Below are 17359 nucleotides of genomic sequence, written 5' to 3'. Positions count from 1 at the left end.
GCGCTGGCGGGAGCGGCGGCGTTGGAAGGGGCGGCAGCAGGGGCCGCTTCCGGGGCGCCATTCGGAATCGGCGCGGCCGGAGTCTGCGCCGGAAATTCAGCAACATCCGGCAGCGCCGCCTGCGACTCTTGCGGCGCAAGCTGCGGCGCGGCGGCAGGCGGCGACCCCGCGGGGAGCGCGGGCAGCGCAAACCTCTTGATATCCGACAACGCGGCAAGATGCGGCGACGGTCTCTTATCGGCCTGCGACCCCCCTGCCGCAGCAGACGTCGCGGGGTCGGCCCTGACCGCGCCAGCCGAGGCGAGCGCCAGAATCAGGGCGAGGCAAAGCGCCTGCGCCGAGGCGCTTTTCATATAAACCCTTGCAACGTCACGGCGCATCGCACGATTGATCCCGATTGTAGGAGAGATAGGGCGTTAAATTCCGGTCGCCAGTGCGGCCGACGCTGGAGCGCGAACCCGCTTTCATCATCCATTTGCTCCGAATACGCGCCGGATTCGCTACAAACCTCTGTGACGTCAACGCGCGGGCGTTCGCTGGACAGCATTCTGCCGTTGAGGCATGAGCAGCTTTAAAATCAAAAGCTTGAGCAAACCTCCGGCGAGGCGGTCGCCAATCTCTGGGCCGGCCGCTCCCGGCAGATTTCCGCGGCTCGTGGCGCCGACGCCACGCTCATGCCGCGGCGTCCGTTCGCTGCAGATCCTGCCTCAAATCCCCGCCCTCGGCCACCGCCGCCTCGTCGGGCGCTGCATCGGCAAAGCCATATTCTTTCATTTTCCGATATAGCGTCGAGCGGCCAATGCCGAGCTTCTTTGCCATCTTCGACATGCGGCCGCGATAATGGCCAAGCGCGAAGCGGATCGCTTCGGCCTCGAGTTCCGCCAGACGGCGCATGTCGCCGGAGGAATCAATCAGCGCCAGCGCATTCGGATCGCGGATATCTTGCGCCGGCCGTTCCGGCCCAAAAGGCGCGGCCGGCTCGGGCGCGGCAAGCGGCAGCGGCGGGATGCGCACATCGAATCCGCCGACCTGCGCCGCAATCTGCGGAAAATCCATCACCGTCAGATCGGCGCCTTCGGCAAAGGCGACGGCGCGGAACATGGCGGTCTCCAATTGCCGGATATTTTTCGGCCAGTCATAGGCGGAGAGCAGATTGACGGCCTCGACGCTCGGACCGCGCAGGATTTTCCCCGCCTCGGCGGCGAAACGGGCGCAAAAGCCGCGCGCCAGACCTTCGATCTCGTCGCGGCGGCGGCGCAGCGGCGGCGCGAAAATCGGATAGACGTTCAGCCGGTAGTAAAGATCCTCGCGGAAACGACGCGCCTTGACGCGCTCGATCAGATTGCGACGCGTCGAGGCGATGAGGCGGACATCGGCCCGGACGGGACGGGGCCCGCGCAAGAAATCAATCTCGCCGTCGCGCACAAGGCGCAGCAGTCGGGCCTGGAGATTTTGCGATAATTCACAAACATCGGCGATATAGAGCGAACCGCCCTGCGCCTCGGCGATTTTACCGGGGCGCTTTGCGCCCGGCCCTGCGCCGATGTCGCCAAAGAGCAGGGTTTCCATGTCCGCCGCCGCAAGGCCGGCGCAGCGCAGCGTGACGAAAGGCCGGCCGCGCCGGTCGGAGGCGGCGTGGATCGCCCGCGCCATGGTTTCCTTGCCGGCGCCTTCCTCGCCCTCGATCAGAACCGGCATCGCCGTTTTGGCGGCGCGGTCGGCGAGGCGGATGGCGCGCTCGATTTCTTCGCCTGCGCCAAAATAATCGGCAAAAGTGAAGTGGCCGGAGGCCTGACGCGCGGCGCGGCGCAACTCCGCCTCGAGCGCCGCAAGACGCAACCCATTGCCGATCGCAGCCTTCAGCCGCTCCGGGCTCGCCGGCTTGACGACAAAATCGAGCGCGCCGGCGCAAAGCGCGGAACTCGCCGCCTCAACCGAGGAGGACGTGGTCTGCACGACGATCGGCGGCGTAAACGCCTCCGCCCTGAGGCGGGCGATGACGCCAAGGCCGTCAAGGTCCGGCATCGTCAGATCGAGCAGCAGGAGATCGACTGGCGCGGCGCCTGCGCTTTTCAGCCGCGCCAGGGCGGCCTCGCCGCCATCGGCGGTTTCCGTCGCAAAGCCGAATTTTCGAATGATCTCGGCGGCCAGCTGGCGCTCGATGGGATCGTCGTCGACAATCAGAATTCTTGGGGACATGCGGCCTCGCGCACGGGCCGTCCTGACGCTCGACTCACAAGCGCCGCAAACGGCCCACAGCTGAAAAAGGGCGAACGCGCCCCTAGCGCACGGATGCTCCCCGATTACGGTAAACGCGGTGTTAACGAAACGCGAAAGAATTGCCGGAAAAGTGGCGCGCCCGGCGGCGCGCCACAGCTCCTTGGCTCGAAATCCGGCGCCTATCCCCGCCGCGGCCGGCCCGGCGCGACATAGGTCGGCAAGGTCACGCGATAGACGAGCACCAGCGTATCGACGTTGAAGCCCGAGGCGTCCTGATAGGAAACGCCCGCCATGCGGCCGTTCTGGGTGATGAAGTCATTGTCGCTGCCGATGAACAGGAAATAATCGTTCGGGGCGGCGGCGTCGCCGACGGGAGCGACGGAGATGCTTTCCCATTTCTCGTAGAGATCATTGCCGTCGTTCGGCAACCCGTTGTGCAGGTTGAATTTGGCGAGCTCGGCGGCTTCGTTGATGTCGAGGAATTTCTGATAGGCGACCGGGGTGATGGCGCTGTTGAGAACGCCAAGCGGCGCGATCGAGCCACCTTCGGCGTCATATTGGGCGCCGGCGATATTGGTGGCGCCGGCAATGTCGATGAGATCGACGCTGCGGTAGACCGAGCCGGGGCTCTTGGCGGTGAAGCCGCCGTTGCTGTCGCGCGCAAGCACCAGAAACTGATGGTCGTTCAGCGCGAAAAGCTCGCTCTGCGCCGCGATCAGAAGCTTTTGATTGGCCGTGGTCTGATCCTGATAGAGCGGCAGCTGCACGACATATTCGGCTTTGAGCTTCGGCGCGCCATGGGCGAGATCATAGGCGAGCAGGCGCGTGTTGCGGCGGGTCGTGCTGATCTTGTTCGGATCGAGGTCCTGGATGAGCGCGCTCTGCAGCAGCACGAACAGCGTCTTGCGGTCCGGGCTCATCGCGAGACCCTCAAAACCCTGATTGTTCTGGCGCCCCATCAAGGGATTGCCGGGGCTCGGATCGTAGGTGACGCCGACCGGCGGGCTGTTGGCCGAGAAATTCTCGACCAGCTGACCAGCCGTGTTCTTGCGCTTGGGGATGAAGGCTTCGGGCGGCCGGATCACGTCGATGAGGCGCCCGTTTTCGCCGAAATGATAGACATAGGCGCCATATTCATCGCTGACCCAGGACGAGCCGTCGTTCAGCCGCACGACCGCTTCGGCGTCGATGGCGAGTTTGCCGTTCTGGCCGATCGGCAGATCCGGGAAATGCCCCGCCGCCGGCTTGACGCCGATCGCGTCAAAACCGGTCGTCTGGCCGCCGCGAAACAGGGTGGACGAGCGGTAATTGAGGCTGAGCTGATTCTGGCTCGCGGTCGCCGCGCCGTAAAAGGGCGTGAGGCGTATCTCGAAATGTTGCAGCCGGCCGCGAAAGTCCGTCGTGCCTTGCGTATTCCAGCCGCGATCGGGCAGCATGTAGAGGTTGCCGCTATAGAAACCGCGCCGGTCATTTTTCCAGCTGGACAGATCGAGCGCCATGCCCGAGCCGAAGCCGCCGAGGGTCTCGTTGTATTTGTCGAGCGCGTTCGAGGGCACGCGGCCGACGCCGACGAGGCCCTTGTTGACATAGGTCGCGCCCTCGAAATCGACGGAGCCGCCCGCCTTCGCCGCGCTGGCGCAGAGGAGGCCGATCATGGATGAGACGGCAAAATGGCGCAAAGCCGCCGCCCCGGCGCGCCCGCGCGCCGAAGCCCTGAATCTGGAAAGCATATGGTCCCTCGTTTGTGTTTGGTTTCGCCCGGGCCCGGCAAGTCGCCTTGGCGCCAGGCCGAACCCGGCGCCGGCCCCACACCGCGCAGCGCCGCTATGGCCCTGCCGTATGACAAGCGTGTTACAGGGGCGCACGCCGTCGCGGTTGATCTCGGTCACGCCGCTCCGATATGAGTTTTAGGCGCGCAAGCGTTTCGTCCCCGCCTTGAGGTATCCCGACATGCGCATTTCTGGCCGATCCGATATTTTTCGCAGCCCCGAGGCCGCGGCGAGCCAGAGCGCGGCAAATCCGTCCGCCGATCTTGGCGATCTGCCGGAGTGGAATTTGTCCGCCCTTTATCCGGCGCCCGATTCGGCAGAATTTACCGGCGATCTTGCGAGAGCGGCAACCGAGTGCAAAGCCTTCGCGGAGGCTTTCAAGGGCCGTATCGCCGAGCTCGCCGCCGATTCGTCCGGCGCCTCGCTCGCTGCCGCCGTCAAACATTATGAGGCGCTCGACGAGCTTTTAGGACGCATCATGTCCTATGCCGGCCTGATCTACGCCGGGGACACGTCCGATCCCGCGCGCGCAAAATTCTATGGCGATGCGCAGGAAAAGATCACCAACGCCTCGTCCGATCTGCTGTTCTTTGAACTGGAGCTGAACCGGCTCGACGACGACGCCCTCGACGCCGCGCTCGCCGCGGGGCCGCTCGCCCATTACCGGCCCTGGATAAAGGACATCCGCAAGGGAAAACCTTATCAGCTCAGCGACGAGCTCGAAAAACTGTTCCTTGAGAAATCAAGCACGAGCTATTCCGCCTGGAACCGGCTGTTCGACGAGACGATCACCGCCCTGCGTTTTCCGCTCGACGGCAAGGAGCTTTCGATCGAGCCCGTGCTCAATCTCTTGCAGGATTCAAACGAGAAGACGCGGGAAAAGGCGGCGAAGGTTCTTGGCGCCGTTCTCAAGGACAATCTGCGCCATTTCGCCCTCATCACCAATACGCTGGCCAAGGACAAGGAAATCTCCGACCGCTGGCGCGGCTTTCAGGACGTCGCCGATTCGCGGCACCTTTCGAACCGGGTGGAGCGCGATGTGGTCGACGCGCTGGTCGGCGCGGTTCGCGCCGCCTATCCGCGCCTGTCGCATCGCTACTACCGGCTGAAGGCGAAATGGTTCGGCAAGCCGGCGCTGAAATTCTGGGACCGCAATGCGCCGCTGCCGGACGCGCCCGCGCGCGTCTACAAATGGGACGCCGCGCGCGACGCCGTGCTCGGCGCCTATGGCGATTTTTCGCCGAAGATGGCCGACATCGCGCGGCGTTTCTTCGACGAGCGCTGGATCGACGCGCCGGTGCGGCCCGGAAAGAGCCCCGGCGCCTTCGCGCATCCGACCGTGCCCTCCGCGCATCCCTTCGTGTTGCTCAACTATCAAGGCAAGCCGCGCGATGTGATGACGCTCGCCCATGAACTCGGCCATGGCGTGCATCAGGTGCTTGCCGCCCACAATGGCGCGCTGATGGCCCAAACGCCGCTGACGCTTGCGGAAACGGCCTCGGTGTTCGGCGAGATGCTGACTTTCCGCGCGCTGCTGGCGCGGGCCGCGACGCCGGCAGAGCGGCGCGCCATGCTGGCGGGCAAGGTCGAGGACATGCTGAACACGGTGGTGCGGCAGATCGCCTTCTACAGCTTCGAGCGCAAGGTCCACACCGAGCGCCGCAAGGGCGAGCTGACGGCCGATAATCTCTGCGATTTCTGGATGGAGGAGCAGGGCGAAAGCCTCGGACCGGCGATCGAATTCACCGACGATTATCGCTCCTATTGGGCCTATATCCCGCATTTCATCCATTCGCCCTTTTATGTTTACGCCTACGCCTTCGGCGACTGCCTCGTGAATTCGCTTTATGGCGTCTATCAGAATGCGAGCGAGGGCTTTGCCGAGCGTTATTTCGCCCTGCTGTCGGCAGGCGGCTCGAAGCCTTATGGCGAGCTCCTAAAACCGTTCGGATTGGACGCGCGCGATCCGGCCTTCTGGCAGATCGGCCTCTCCATGATCGAAGGGATGATCGCCGAGCTCGAAGCGCTGGAGGAGCAGGCATAGGCCCGGCTGCGGCGAATAGCGAAGTTTATTGGTCAAACGATTGTAACGATTGGGGTCGATGGTGCGTTTAGCCTTTTGCGCTGCGCCGTCGCAATGACGCTTGAGGCTGCGCCCGGCCGCACGGCCGGTTTTTTTGGGGAAACGTCATGAAGCTCAATCGATTAATTGCTCTGTCGCTGGCTGGCGCGATGAGTTTTGCGCCGATGGCTTTCGCCGCCGGACTTGAGGGACTTCAGTTTGAAAAAGAAGTCACGATGAAAATGAAAAGCGGAAAATCCGTCACCATCAAGCTTGCCAAGATGAACGACCAGATGATGGCGATTGTGCCGATGGAAGATCTGAACGAGCTGTTGATGCGCGCCGAAGGGCACGACATGAGCACCAACAATTAACTAAGGCGCTCGGGCCGGCGTTCGGGCGCCCCCAACGTCAACATCCGACAACAGGGCCTTGCGGCGGCGCCGCAGGGCGAGGTTTTCAATGCTTTCGAAATATTGGGGGCAGAGGCAGCCCGGCGTTCATCTCGCGCTTCTATCGGCGCTCCTGTTTGGCGCGCTGGCGCCGCTGTCCAAACTGCTACTGGGCGCACTTGACCCGCAACTGCTCGCCGGCGTGCTCTATCTCGGCGCCGGCGCGGGCCTCGCCGTCACGCATTTTATCCGCGCCGCCTTGGGGGCGTCGACGCATGAGGCGCCGTTGCGCGGCGCCGATCTACCCTGGCTTTTTGTCATTGTTCTTTTCGGCGGGTTCCTTGCGCCGCTCGCCCTGATGCTGGGTCTCGCGCGGACCGAGGCGGCGTCGGGCGCCTTGCTGCTCAACCTCGAATCCGTCGCGACGCTGGCGATCGCCTGGACACTGTTCCGCGAGAACGTCGACCGGCGCCTGCTGCTTGGCGCCTTCGCGATCCTCGCCGGGGCGACGCTTTTATCCTGGAGCGGCGGCGGCGTCCGGCTCGATAGCGGCGCCCTGCTGATCGCCGGGGCCTGCCTCGCCTGGGGCCTTGACAATAATCTCACGCGAAAATTGTCGTCGGCCGATCCGGTCCAGATCGCCATGATCAAGGGATTTGCCGCGGGAGGCGCCAATATCGGCCTTGCGCTGTGGCGCGGCGCGGAGCCGGTCTCCGCCGGCCTGATGGTCGCCGCCGCATTGGTCGGCTTTCTCGCCATCGGCGTCAGCCTTGTCGCCTTCATCCTGGCGCTGCGGCATCTTGGGGCGGCGCGCACGGGCGCCTATTTCGCTTTGGCGCCCTTCATCGGCGCCCTGCTCGCCGTCCTGCTGCTGCACGAGCCACTGACGGCAAAATTGCTCGTCGCCGGATTGCTGATGGGCGCCGGCCTGTGGCTCCATCTTTCCGAGCGGCACGCGCATGAACACACGCACGAGCCGCTCGACCATGAGCACGCCCATGTCCATGACGCGCATCACAGCCACAGTCATGACGAGCCGGTGAGCGAGCCGCATTCGCACCGGCACAGCCACACGCCGCTGACGCACGCCCACCCGCATTATCCGGATTTGCATCACCGCCACCGGCACCGGCACTGAAGAATTTGCCAGGCGACTTCTCAGCCCTCGAACCCATCCCTTCCGGCGTCCTCACGCCGCCGCCGAAAACTCCTCGAACGCCGCCAGCGCGTTCGCGGCATACATCAGCGAGGGGCCGCCGCCCATATAAATGGCCATCCCCAGCATCTCCTCGATTTCGGCCTTGGCCGCGCCAAGCTTGACGAGGGTCTGGGCATGAAAGCCGATGCAGGCGTCGCAGCGCGAAGCGACACCAAGCGCCAGCGCGATCAGCTCCTTGGTCTTCTTGTCGAGCGCGCCATCCTCGGTTGCGGAGCGGGCGAGATCGGAAAAACCCTTCATCACGGCAGGCAGATCAGCGCGCAGGGTCGCGAGGTTCTTCGAGACCCCCTGCGTGAGGGCGCGATAGTTTTCGGCGGAAAGGCTCATCTCCTCACCGCCCGCAGCTGCTGAAGCCGAACAGCCGATAGGCCGGGCAGAACCGGAAAACGCCGGTCGCGAGAGGGACAACGCCGACCCAGCCCCACGGGCCGATCCATCCCGCGAGCGTGGCGACGATCAGCGCCGCCCCGCCGACGATCCGGATGGTCCGGTCGATTGTTCCAACATTCACATCCATGACCACATCCCCTTGGCGGCGTTCTTTTTTCGGCTCCCCGACAAAATTGCGGATAGCTAAACGGCCGATCTGCGCATATAATATCCAAATACATAATGTCTGTAAATATATTATTTTTGGGTATAATAATGGACGAACGAGCGACGCAACAGCCTCTGCCGCGTGATCCTGCCGCGACGCTCGACGTCGCCCCGCTGCGGGCCGCCGCCGCCGAAGCGACGTCGCTGCTTCGGGTTCTCGCCAATGAGGATCGGCTGCTGCTGCTTTGCCAGATGACCGACGGGGAGAAGTCGGTCGGCGAACTTGAGGCGCTGCTCGACATTCGCCAGCCAACGCTCAGCCAGCAATTGGGCGTATTGCGCGCGGAAGGCCTTGTGACGACGCGCCGCGAGGGCAAGCGGATTTTCTATTCCGTCTCCGATCCAAGGGCGTTGACCGTGCTCGGGGTGCTTTACGGGCTTTATTGCCCGAAGGACTGAGAGTCCCGTCGCGCCAGCATGCCCAGATCCCGCCTGAGTCGCGAGACCGGCGGCGCGTCGCGCAATCCGGGAAGCGGGCTTATCCGGTTGTTTCTTCACATCGCATGGCCGCAACCGAGGATTTCGGTTGGCGCTCGCCCGCCTTGATTCGCGGCGCGCGACTGATTAGGGCTTAGGCTCGCCGGTCGTCTTCTCTACCTTCGATTGGCGCGGCGATTTCTCCCAGTTGAAGGCGTCCGCTGCGCGGCGCGAGGCGCTCCACCCAAACTCCATCTTCGCCCCTATCTCGAACATTGCGGAAAAGGCGTCTGAGCCATGGGTCTTCTTGGCATTTTCCTCGGGCTCGCCCTGCTCATCTTCTTCGCCTTCCGCGGCTGGAGCGTGCTGCTCCTCGCGCCGATCGCCGCGCTTGTCGCCGCGGTCTTCTCGAGCGAGCCGCTGCTGGCGAGCTGGACGCAAACTTTCATGGGATCGGCGGCCGATTTCGTCGCGCAGTTTTTCCCGCTGTTCCTGCTCGGCGCCCTGTTCGGCAAGCTGATGGACGATTCGGGCTCGGTCACCGCGATCGCAAACTATATGACGACGAAGCTCGGGCCGGAGCGCGCCATTTTCTCGGTGGTGCTCGCCGGCGCCATTGTCACCTATGGCGGCGTCAGCCTGTTCGTCGCCTTCTTCGTGCTGGCGCCGATGGCTCTCGCTCTGTTTCGCACCGCCGGCATTCCGCGCCGGCTGATGCCGGCGGCCATTGCGCTCGGCACTTCGACCTTTACGATGTCGGCGATGCCCGGCACGCCGGCGATCCAGAACGCGATTCCGATGCCTTTTTTCGGCACGACGCCTTTCGCCGCGCCCGGCCTTGGCATTATGGCGTCTGCCATCATGCTCGGCTTCGGCCTCTGGTGGCTGAAACGGGCTGAGGCCAGGGCGCGGCGCGCGGGCGAGGGATTTGGCCCGCAGGACGCCGTCGCGGGCAATGACGCCGCAAATGACGAAATCATCCGAGAGCGCGCAACGACGGCGCGCGAATTCGATCCCGCCGAGATTCAGAAGGGCGAACACGCCGCGAGCGCGCCGCCGATCATTCTCGCCGCCTTGCCGCTCGTCGTCGTCGTCGTGGTCAATCTCCTGATGTCTTTCGTGATCCTGCCGCGGCTCGACGTCAGCTTTCTCGGCCAGGATCGCTGGGGACCGACCAGCCTCTCGGCGGTCGGCGGCGTGTGGTCGGTCATCGTGGCGTTGACGGCCGCCATCATCACCGTTCTCGCGCTCAATTTCCGCGCCGCGCCGAATTTGCGCGCGACCATGGACGCCGGCGTCAACGCGTCGGTGTTGCCGATTTTCAGCGTCGCCAGCCTCGTCGGCTTCGGCGCCGTCGTCGCGGCGACGCCGGCTTTCGGCGCGGTGCGCGAATGGGTGCTGTCGATCGAGGGCGGCCCGCTGGTGTCGCTCGCCGTCGCCACCAATATTCTCGCGGCGCTGACCGGCTCAGCCTCGGGCGGCCTCACCATCGCGCTCGACGCGCTCGGGCCGACCTATATGAAGCTCGCCGCCGAGATCGGCCTCAACCCCGAGCTTCTGCATCGCGTGGCCGTGATCGGCTCGGGCACGCTCGACAGCCTGCCGCACAATGGCGCGGTGGTGACGATGCTGGCCGTCTGCGGCACGACGCACAAGGAGAGCTATCTCGATATCGTCATGGTCGCCGTCGTCAGCGCCATTTTGGCGCTTGTCGCGGTGATTGGCGTCGGCTCGCTGGTCGGGAGTTTTTGAAAACATTCGCTCAAGGCCCCGCCCTCATGGTGAGGAGATCGCGTAGCGATCGTCTCGAACCACGAGGGCGTCAGGCGGGCGCCTGAACACATCCTTCGAGACGCGCCTTCAGCCCTCCTCAGGATGAAACGAGGAGCCGCCACTTCCCACGGTAGCCCCCAAATATCCTTCACCGCCGCGGTATTACCTTGGGTTCAATCGGTCTTCTGCCGGTCGTACCGAAGCCCGCTTCAAATCGGTGCTATTTTTTTGTGCGTTCTTCGAGAACTACCTGCGACGCAAATTCAAGCTCGAACCTATCGGCTTTTTGCTCGAATATCGTTTTTGCAGCGGGGTTCATGTCCCGGCTGTAAGTACCTAAGGAATCGCGATATTGAAGTGTACAAGCTGACTTAACAGCCAGTGCCACGCTTAAAACATCCGACTTACCGTCATCAAGCCTCCGCGCGTTTTCGTGCAAGCATGCAATGTGTGCTACGCCCGCTTGATGCTTATCGTCACCCGAAGCCGATGGGAGATTCTGGCAACCCGAGAGCAATCCTGCGGCAATTATTAAAATATACCCCCTTCGCATTCCTCCTCCGAACCGGGCTTTTGCTGCTTAAATTTGCTGCTTTCCTTCCGCAACGCACTACAACAACACACTGCGAGCGGCCACCCTACCGCACGAACCCCAAAATATCCTTCACCGCCGCCATATTGTCCTTGGCGATCACACGCGCCCGCGCGGCGCCGTCGCAGAGCACGCTGTCGATATAGGCCGCATCCGCCGTCAGCCGCTTCATCTCGGCGCCGATCGGGCCGATTTTCGCGACCGCCAGATCGACCAGCGCCGATTTGAACGCCGAGAACTGGCCGCCGCCAAAAGCGCTCAAAACCTCCGGCTTGGTCTGCCCGTTCAGCGCTGCAAAAATGCCGACGAGATTGTCGGCTTCGGGCCGGGCGGCGAGCCCCTCGACCTCCGATGGCAGCGGCTCGGGGTCGGTCTTCGCCTTGCGCACTTTTTGCGCGATGGCGTCGGCGTCGTCCGAGAGGTTGATGCGCGAATAATCGGACGGGTCGGACTTCGACATTTTCTTGGCGCCGTCGCGAAGGCTCATGACGCGCGTCGCCGGCCCCTGAATCAGCGGCTCCGGCAGCGGGAAAAACGCCTCGCCAAAACCGTTGGCGGCGATCGAGGCGGCAAAATCGAGATTGAATTTCTGGGCGACGTCCCGCGCGAGCTCGAGGTGCTGCTTCTGGTCCTCGCCGACCGGCACGTGGGTCGCGCGATAGAGCAGAATATCGGCCGCCATCAGGCAGGGGTAGGCGTAAAGGCCGACCGAGGCGTTCTCGCGATCCTTGCCCGCCTTCTCCTTGAACTGCGTCATGCGGTTCAGCCAGCCGATGCGGGCGACGCAGTTGAACACCCAGGCGAGTTCGGCGTGCTCGGCGACCTGGCTCTGGTTGAAGATGATGTGCTGCTTCGGATCGACGCCGGAGGCGATGAAGGCCGCCGTCACTTCGCGGATCGAGGCTTTCAGCTCTTCCGGCTTTTGCGGCACGGTGATGGCGTGCAGATCGACGACGCAATAGATACAGTCATGCGTGCGCTGCAGCTCGACGAATTTGACGATGGCGCCGAGATAATTGCCAAGATGCAAATTTCCCGTTGGCTGGACGCCGGAAAAAACGCGTTCCGGGAATTTCGCCATGTCGACCCGGCTCCTTGCCGCTGATTTTTTTAAAAGGTCGCGCGCTATCGCAAGCTTTTGCCGACAAGGCAAGCGCCGCGGCATTGTCGAACAAGCGCCGCGTGGAATTGTTGAGGAAGCGCCGCAGCGGTCACGCCGGCGGAGCCGCGAGCGCCAGCCTATCGCGCAAACGCGGCGCGGCGAAATCAAGGAAGGCGCGCAATTTCAGCGGCGCGACATGTTCGCCCGCGTGAACGAGATTGACGGGCGAGGGCGGCGGCTCGAAATCCTCGAGCGCGAGGGCCAGCGAACCGTCGGCAAGCGCCCGCGCGGCCTGATAGGACAGGACGCAGGTGAGGCCGACGCCGGCGATCGCGGCTTCGATCGCGGCCTCGGCCGTATTGACGACAAATCGCGAATGAACCGGGACGGATTGGCGCGCCTTGCCGGCCCCAAAGCGCCATTGCGTCGAAGACGTCATCGCCTCGAAGCTGATGCAGTCGTGAGCGGATAAATCCTCCGGCCGCAGCGGCGCGCCGCGCGCCGCAAAATAGGCCGGACTGGCGCAAATGACGCGGCGGACGGCGCCGATGCGTCTGGCGACAAGGCTGCTGTCGGGCAGGTCGCCGATGCGAATGGCAAGGTCGACGCGATCCTCGACGAGACTGACGATGCGGTCGCCGAGAAGGAGGCGGACGTCGATCTCGGGATAGGCTTTCAGGAATTCGGCGATGACCGGCGCGCCGTGGAGCCGCCCGAACACGATCGGCGCCGTGATCGTGAGTTCGCCTTTCGGCGCGCGATATTCGCCGCCGGCGGCGCGTTCGGCGTCATCCACCTCCTCAAGGATGCGCTTGCAGGCAAGCGCATAGGATCGCCCGGCGTCGGTCAGCTCCAGCCGGCGCGCGGATCGAATCAGGAGGCGCGCGCCAAGATGCGCCTCAAGATCCGAGATTTTCCGGCTGAGCGTCGCAAGCGGCAGGCCGAGGCTTCGACCGGCGGCGGAGAGGCTGCCGGCCTCGACCGCCTTCAGCAGCAGCGCCATGGTTTCAAGACGATCCACGAGACTTCCATATTTCGGGCGGATATCTATCAACCTTAGCGTCTACTGCTAAATTCAGGAAGGAGCTACTTCTGTCGCCGGGGCCGCTTCTGGCCTCTTGCCACAGGAGAAGCCAATGTCCCGCATCCCGACCCCCGCGACGATCGACGAGGCCCCGGCCGCCGCGCGCCCGCTGCTCGAAGCCGTCAAGAAACAGCTTGGCGTTGCGCCCAATCTGTTTCGTCTCATTGCGACGAGTCCCGCCGCGCTGGAGGCTTATCTCGGCCTCTCCGGCGGGCTCTCCAAGGGGGCCTTGCCCGCGCCGACGCGCGAGCGAATCGCGCTCGCTATTGCTGAATTCAACGGCTGCGACTATTGCCTTTCGGCCCACAGCTATCTTGGCCGCAACCTCGCAAAGCTCGACGAGGCGGAGATCGCGGCAAATCGCGCCGGCGGGTCAAATGATCCCACCGCGGACGCCGCGGTGCGCTTTGCCCTCAAGGTGGCGCAGGCGCGCGGCCACATCGACGAGAACGCGTTTCTCGCGGTGAAAAACGCTGGATATGATGACGCGCAGATCATCGAAATCATCTTCCACGTCGCAGCGAATGTCCTGACCAATTATCTGAACGAAGCGCTGAAGACCGAGATCGACTTTCCCGCCGTTCGCGCGCAGGCGGCGGCCTGAGGCGACAGGCGTCGGCGCGGCAAGCAAGCGGCCGACGCCGCCAATCGGATGCGGACAAAATTTTGGAGGCGACGATGGGAGCAACGCAGACTTTTTCCAGCGACGTCATCTTCACGCCCTCCGTCAAGGCGGCGCAAACGCGCAAGGGCTCGCGCGCCGCCTATGCGCGGCTCGAAGAGAAAGGCTCGTTTGAAACAAGGATCACGCCCGATCTTGCCGCCTTCATCGGCGCGCAGATCAGCGTTTTTCTCGCGACGGCGAGCCGCGACGGGCAGCCCTATATCCAGCATCGCGGCGGACCGCCGGGCTTCTTGCGCGTGCTCGACGACAAGACCATCGGTTTCGCCGATTTTGCGGGCAATCGCCAATATGTGACGCTTGGCAATCTCGCCGAAAATCCAAAGGCGCAATTGTTCCTGATCGATTATGCGCAGCGCCGACGCATCAAGATCTGGGGCGAGGCGCGCGCCGTTGAAAATGACGATGGTCTGCTCGCCGGCTTGATGCCGGACGGCTATCGCGCGCGCGGCGAACAGGCGATCCTCTTTACGGTTTCGGCCTGGGACGCCAATTGCCCGCAACATATCCCGCAACGATTCGAGGCCGCCGACGTCGCCGCCGCGCTTGGCGAGCGCGACCGGCGTATCGCCGCGCTCGAAGCCGAGCTCAAGGCGTTGCGGGCGAAAACCACACCTTGAAAACCGGCGTGTGATCGCTGGCGTTTCGCCGCGGCCTAGCTTATGGCTGCTCCGCGTCGGCCCCTTGCCGGAGCATCCGGACTTCGCCCGTGCGGTTTATCCAAACCTTTGATCTCTATCCCTTCCTCGACACGGCGGTCAGCCTGTTCGCCGCCTTTCTGTTTGGTACGCTGATTGGCGCCGAGCGCCAGTACCGGCAGCGCACGGCAGGGCTGCGCACCAATGTGCTGGTCGCGGTCGGCGCCGCCGCCTTCGTCGATCTGGCGCAGCGGATCGCCGGCTCGGAGGAAGCGGTCCGGGTCATTTCCTATGTGGTCTCCGGCATCGGCTTTCTCGGCGCCGGCGTGATCATGAAGGAGGGCTTGAATGTGCGCGGCCTCAACACGGCCGCGACGCTCTGGTGCTCGGCGGCGGTCGGCGCCTGCGCCGGGACGGATATGGTGGCCGAAGGCGCTCTGCTGACGGTGTTCGTGATCGCCGGCAATACGCTGCTGCGCCCGCTCGTCAACGCGATCGACCGCATCCCCATCAATGAGCAGAAGGCGGAAGCGACCTATGAGGTGCGGGTGACCGCCCGCCGCGACAACGCGCCGGCCCTGCGCGAGCTGCTCGTCGAAAGACTGGAACAGGCCGACTATCCCGTCGGCGACGTCGAAATCGCCGACCGTGGCGACGAGACGGTCGATATTGTCGCGACGCTCGTCAGCACCGCCATCGACCCGAAAGAGATCGACGCCGTCACTTCGGGCATGGAAAAAGAAGACGGCGTGCGCCACGCGACATGGGAGGGCAGCACCGCCGGGTGAGGCGCGCTGGAGCATGTAACGTTCAGATGGAATCATCTGGACGATAAGGACATGCTCCAACTTATTGAGGCGGAGCGATTTCTTATCGATCACATGTTTCCACGTGATCGATAAGCGCTCTAAGCCAGAATCCTGCCGAACCGTCCCTGCTGGAAATCCTCGATCGCCTGCCGGATCTCCTCGCGGCTGTTCATCACGAACGGCCCCTGCATGAAAACCGGCTCGTCGATCGGCTCGCCGGACAGGATCAGCAGCGCCGCGTCGCTATTGGCCTCGATGGCGATCGAACCGCCCTTGCGCTCGAACAGCGCGAGCTGCGCCTCCCGCGCAATCGTCTCGCCATTGATCAGCACGGCGCCCTTGAGCACAACGATCGCGAGCGTATGGCCCTCGGGCGCCGAAAAACTCGCGCGCCCGCCGCGCCGCAGGCGAACATCCCACAGATTGACCGGGGTGAAAGTGCGCGCGGGGCCTTTGGTCCCCAAAAAATCACCGGCGATGACGCGCACGCGGCCGGCCTCATCGGGAAGATCGACAGAGGGAATGTTTCGGTCGGCCAGGGTCTGATAACCGGGCGGCGCGTTTTTGTCGGCGGCCGGAAGGTTGACCCAGAGCTGGATCATCTCCAACTCGCCGCCCTCGCGCGTAAAGTCCTGCGAATGATGCTCCTGATGCAGAATGCCGCTGGCCGCCGTCATCCATTGCGCATCGCCGGGACCGATGACGCCGCCCTCGCCCGTCGAATCGCGATGCTCGACCTCGCCGCTATAGACGATGGTGACGGTTTCAAATCCCTTGTGCGGATGCACGCCGACTCCGCGCGGCGTCGACGCCGGCGGGAAACGCGCGGGGCCGGCATAGTCGAGCAGCAGGAACGGGCTCACAGCCTCGCCATGGCTGCCATGTGAAAAGAGCGTGCGAACCGGAAACCCGTCCCCGACCCAATGCGGCTTCGGAGCGCCAAACACTCCGGCGATCTTCCTCATGACCTGTCTCCTGCCGCGCCGCTCGTGCGCTGGCGGCGCTTGCTGGAAAGATAGGGTCGGAATGCGCCAAGCGGAAGACGCCGCGACGTCAGGCGCCCGCCCTAAGCGGCCGCGGCGGTGACGCATCTGCCGAGAAAATCTTTCATGCGCGCTGCGATCTCGGCCGAATGCGTCTCGAGCGCGAAGTGGCCCGTATCGAGAAGGCGGATTTCCGCTTTGGGATTGTCTTTCGCAAATGCCTCGGCTCCCGCCGGAAGGAAGAAGGGGTCGTTGCGGCCCCAAATTGCGTGCAAAGGCGGGCGCTCGCGCCTGAAATAGTCCTGAAACGCCGGATAGAGCGCAACATTGCTGGCGTAATCAAGAAACAGGTCGAGCTGAATCTCATCATTGCCTGGCCGCGCCAGCAAGGCGGCGTCGAGCGTATAGGATTCCGGCGCAACGGCGCTCTCGTCCGCGACGCCATGGACATATTGCCATTTGGTCGCCTCAAGCGTGAGAAACGCGCGGAGCGCCGCGCGATGCGCGTCGCTCGGCTCACGCCAATAGGTCTGGATCGGGTTCCAGCCCTCGCTCAAGCCCTCCTCATAGGCGTTGCCGTTCTGCGAGATGATCGCCGTAACCTGTTTCGGCCGCGCGAGCGCCAGCCGAAAGCCTACAGGGGCGCCATAGTCGAACACATAAATGGCGTGGCGGCTTAGCCCGACGGCGTCGGTGAAGGCCGCGACGACCTCGGCGAGATTGTCAAAACCGAATTTGAACGGCGGGGCGCTGCGAACTTCGGTAAAGCCGAAGCCCGGCAGATCCGGCGCGATCACATGATAGTTTTCCGCAAGCAGCGGGATGAGATCGCGGAACATATGCGACGAGCTTGGAAAGCCGTGCAGCAGCAGAATCGCCGGGTTTTTCGGATCGCCCGCCTCGCGATAGAACAGGCGATGATCGTTGACGGAGATGAAATTGAAGCGCGCCATGAAGATCCTCCAGGACCGAGACCAATAATAACCTTTAAGCTTGGTTTTTAGAGGTTATTTATGACGA

16 protein-coding genes and 1 pseudogene are annotated in these 17359 nt (G+C 63.7%); 8 read left to right on the top strand and 9 right to left on the bottom strand.

What is annotated here, in order from left to right; translation table 11 throughout:
* The 3 genes and pseudogenes from CR492_RS13990 to CR492_RS13980 form a co-directional block, all read right to left on the bottom strand.
* Positions 1-380 (bottom strand): annotated as a pseudogene (locus tag CR492_RS13990) (hypothetical protein); the annotation flags it as partial.
* 292 nt (positions 381-672) lie between these two features.
* Positions 673-2199 (bottom strand): sigma-54-dependent transcriptional regulator, encoded by a 1527-nt coding sequence (locus CR492_RS13985; protein ID WP_102844357.1) that lies wholly within the window; start codon positions 2197-2199, stop codon positions 673-675.
* A 200-nt stretch (positions 2200-2399) separates the two neighbouring features.
* A complete protein-coding gene (locus CR492_RS13980) occupies positions 2400-3950 on the bottom strand; it encodes an esterase-like activity of phytase family protein (protein ID WP_102844356.1) in 1551 nt (516 codons plus the stop codon).
* Positions 3951-4170: 220 nt separating this feature from the next.
* On the opposite strand from CR492_RS13980, the gene CR492_RS13975 reads away from it, so the two are divergent.
* From CR492_RS13975 to CR492_RS13965, 3 genes are all read left to right on the top strand, one after another.
* Positions 4171-6033, top strand: a complete 1863-nt coding sequence (locus CR492_RS13975) for a M3 family oligoendopeptidase (RefSeq protein WP_102844355.1) — start codon at positions 4171-4173, stop codon at positions 6031-6033.
* 146 nt (positions 6034-6179) lie between these two features.
* Complete coding sequence (locus tag CR492_RS13970) at positions 6180-6425, top strand: hypothetical protein (RefSeq protein ID WP_102844354.1); 246 nt, start codon at positions 6180-6182, stop codon at positions 6423-6425.
* An 88-nt stretch (positions 6426-6513) separates the two neighbouring features.
* On the top strand, positions 6514-7581 hold the full coding sequence (locus tag CR492_RS13965) for a DMT family transporter (RefSeq protein ID WP_102844353.1): 1068 nt from the start codon (positions 6514-6516) through the stop codon (positions 7579-7581).
* Positions 7582-7632: 51 nt separating this feature from the next.
* Here CR492_RS13965 and CR492_RS13960 read toward each other — a convergent pair whose 3' ends face one another.
* Positions 7633-7989, bottom strand: coding sequence for a carboxymuconolactone decarboxylase family protein (locus CR492_RS13960; RefSeq protein WP_102844352.1), 357 nt, complete (start codon positions 7987-7989; stop codon positions 7633-7635).
* A 4-nt stretch (positions 7990-7993) separates the two neighbouring features.
* Positions 7994-8179 carry a YgaP family membrane protein gene (locus CR492_RS13955; RefSeq protein ID WP_102844351.1) on the bottom strand — a complete coding sequence of 62 codons (186 nt, stop codon included), beginning with the start codon at positions 8177-8179 and terminating at the stop codon, positions 7994-7996.
* Positions 8180-8307: 128 nt separating this feature from the next.
* Between CR492_RS13955 and CR492_RS13950 the strand changes: the two genes are divergently transcribed.
* Together CR492_RS13950 and CR492_RS13945 are read left to right on the top strand one after the other, a co-directional pair.
* The gene (locus tag CR492_RS13950; protein ID WP_102844350.1) at positions 8308-8658 is read left to right on the top strand and encodes an ArsR/SmtB family transcription factor; all 351 of its coding nucleotides are present in this window, start codon (positions 8308-8310) and stop codon (positions 8656-8658) included.
* Positions 8659-8973: 315 nt separating this feature from the next.
* Positions 8974-10428, top strand: coding sequence for a GntP family permease (locus CR492_RS13945; protein WP_102844349.1), 1455 nt, complete (start codon positions 8974-8976; stop codon positions 10426-10428).
* A 659-nt stretch (positions 10429-11087) separates the two neighbouring features.
* On the opposite strand, the gene trpS is transcribed toward CR492_RS13945, so the two are convergent.
* Positions 11088-12122: a tryptophan--tRNA ligase gene (trpS, locus tag CR492_RS13940; protein WP_102844348.1), complete on the bottom strand. Its 1035-nt coding sequence runs from the start codon at positions 12120-12122 to the stop codon at positions 11088-11090.
* A gap of 130 nt (positions 12123-12252) precedes the next feature.
* Complete coding sequence (locus CR492_RS13935) at positions 12253-13164, bottom strand: LysR family transcriptional regulator (protein ID WP_102844363.1); 912 nt, start codon at positions 13162-13164, stop codon at positions 12253-12255.
* 115 nt (positions 13165-13279) lie between these two features.
* On the opposite strand from CR492_RS13935, the gene CR492_RS13930 reads away from it, so the two are divergent.
* From CR492_RS13930 to CR492_RS13920, 3 genes are all read left to right on the top strand, one after another.
* Positions 13280-13831 carry a carboxymuconolactone decarboxylase family protein gene (locus CR492_RS13930; protein ID WP_102844347.1) on the top strand — a complete coding sequence of 184 codons (552 nt, stop codon included), beginning with the start codon at positions 13280-13282 and terminating at the stop codon, positions 13829-13831.
* Positions 13832-13905: 74 nt separating this feature from the next.
* Complete coding sequence (locus tag CR492_RS13925; RefSeq protein WP_102844346.1) at positions 13906-14529, top strand: pyridoxamine 5'-phosphate oxidase family protein; 624 nt, start codon at positions 13906-13908, stop codon at positions 14527-14529.
* 89 nt (positions 14530-14618) lie between these two features.
* The gene (locus CR492_RS13920; RefSeq protein WP_102844345.1) at positions 14619-15335 is read left to right on the top strand and encodes an MgtC/SapB family protein; all 717 of its coding nucleotides are present in this window, start codon (positions 14619-14621) and stop codon (positions 15333-15335) included.
* Positions 15336-15454: 119 nt separating this feature from the next.
* Here CR492_RS13920 and CR492_RS13915 read toward each other — a convergent pair whose 3' ends face one another.
* Positions 15455-16321, bottom strand: coding sequence for a pirin family protein (locus tag CR492_RS13915; RefSeq protein WP_102844344.1), 867 nt, complete (start codon positions 16319-16321; stop codon positions 15455-15457).
* A gap of 101 nt (positions 16322-16422) precedes the next feature.
* Positions 16423-17292: an alpha/beta fold hydrolase gene (locus CR492_RS13910; protein ID WP_102844343.1), complete on the bottom strand. Its 870-nt coding sequence runs from the start codon at positions 17290-17292 to the stop codon at positions 16423-16425.
* Between the last annotated feature and the right edge of the window lie 67 nt (positions 17293-17359).

Origin of the sequence: Methylocella silvestris (genome assembly GCF_002891535.1) — a bacterium.
Lineage (GTDB): Bacteria > Pseudomonadota > Alphaproteobacteria > Rhizobiales > Beijerinckiaceae > Methylocapsa > Methylocapsa silvestris_A.
This window is presented reverse-complemented; position numbering and strand designations above follow the sequence as displayed.

Excerpts from the sequence above, each read along its gene's own strand:
- CR492_RS13975 (WP_102844355.1), top strand. The coding sequence starts at position 4,171 with ATGCGCATTTCTGGCCGATCCGATATTTTTCGCAGCCCCGAGGCCGCG.
- trpS (WP_102844348.1), bottom strand. The coding sequence starts at position 12,122 with ATGGCGAAATTCCCGGAACGCGTTTTTTCCGGCGTCCAGCCAACGGGA.
- CR492_RS13925 (WP_102844346.1), top strand. The coding sequence starts at position 13,906 with ATGGGAGCAACGCAGACTTTTTCCAGCGACGTCATCTTCACGCCCTCC.
- CR492_RS13950 (WP_102844350.1), top strand. The coding sequence starts at position 8,308 with ATGGACGAACGAGCGACGCAACAGCCTCTGCCGCGTGATCCTGCCGCG.
- CR492_RS13985 (WP_102844357.1), bottom strand. The coding sequence starts at position 2,199 with ATGTCCCCAAGAATTCTGATTGTCGACGACGATCCCATCGAGCGCCAG.
- CR492_RS13945 (WP_102844349.1), top strand. The coding sequence starts at position 8,974 with ATGGGTCTTCTTGGCATTTTCCTCGGGCTCGCCCTGCTCATCTTCTTC.
- CR492_RS13915 (WP_102844344.1), bottom strand. The coding sequence starts at position 16,321 with ATGAGGAAGATCGCCGGAGTGTTTGGCGCTCCGAAGCCGCATTGGGTC.
- CR492_RS13930 (WP_102844347.1), top strand. The coding sequence starts at position 13,280 with ATGTCCCGCATCCCGACCCCCGCGACGATCGACGAGGCCCCGGCCGCC.
- CR492_RS13980 (WP_102844356.1), bottom strand. The coding sequence starts at position 3,950 with ATGCTTTCCAGATTCAGGGCTTCGGCGCGCGGGCGCGCCGGGGCGGCG.
- CR492_RS13960 (WP_102844352.1), bottom strand. The coding sequence starts at position 7,989 with ATGAGCCTTTCCGCCGAAAACTATCGCGCCCTCACGCAGGGGGTCTCG.
- CR492_RS13965 (WP_102844353.1), top strand. The coding sequence starts at position 6,514 with ATGCTTTCGAAATATTGGGGGCAGAGGCAGCCCGGCGTTCATCTCGCG.
- CR492_RS13970 (WP_102844354.1), top strand. The coding sequence starts at position 6,180 with ATGAAGCTCAATCGATTAATTGCTCTGTCGCTGGCTGGCGCGATGAGT.
- CR492_RS13910 (WP_102844343.1), bottom strand. The coding sequence starts at position 17,292 with ATGGCGCGCTTCAATTTCATCTCCGTCAACGATCATCGCCTGTTCTAT.
- CR492_RS13955 (WP_102844351.1), bottom strand. The coding sequence starts at position 8,179 with ATGGATGTGAATGTTGGAACAATCGACCGGACCATCCGGATCGTCGGC.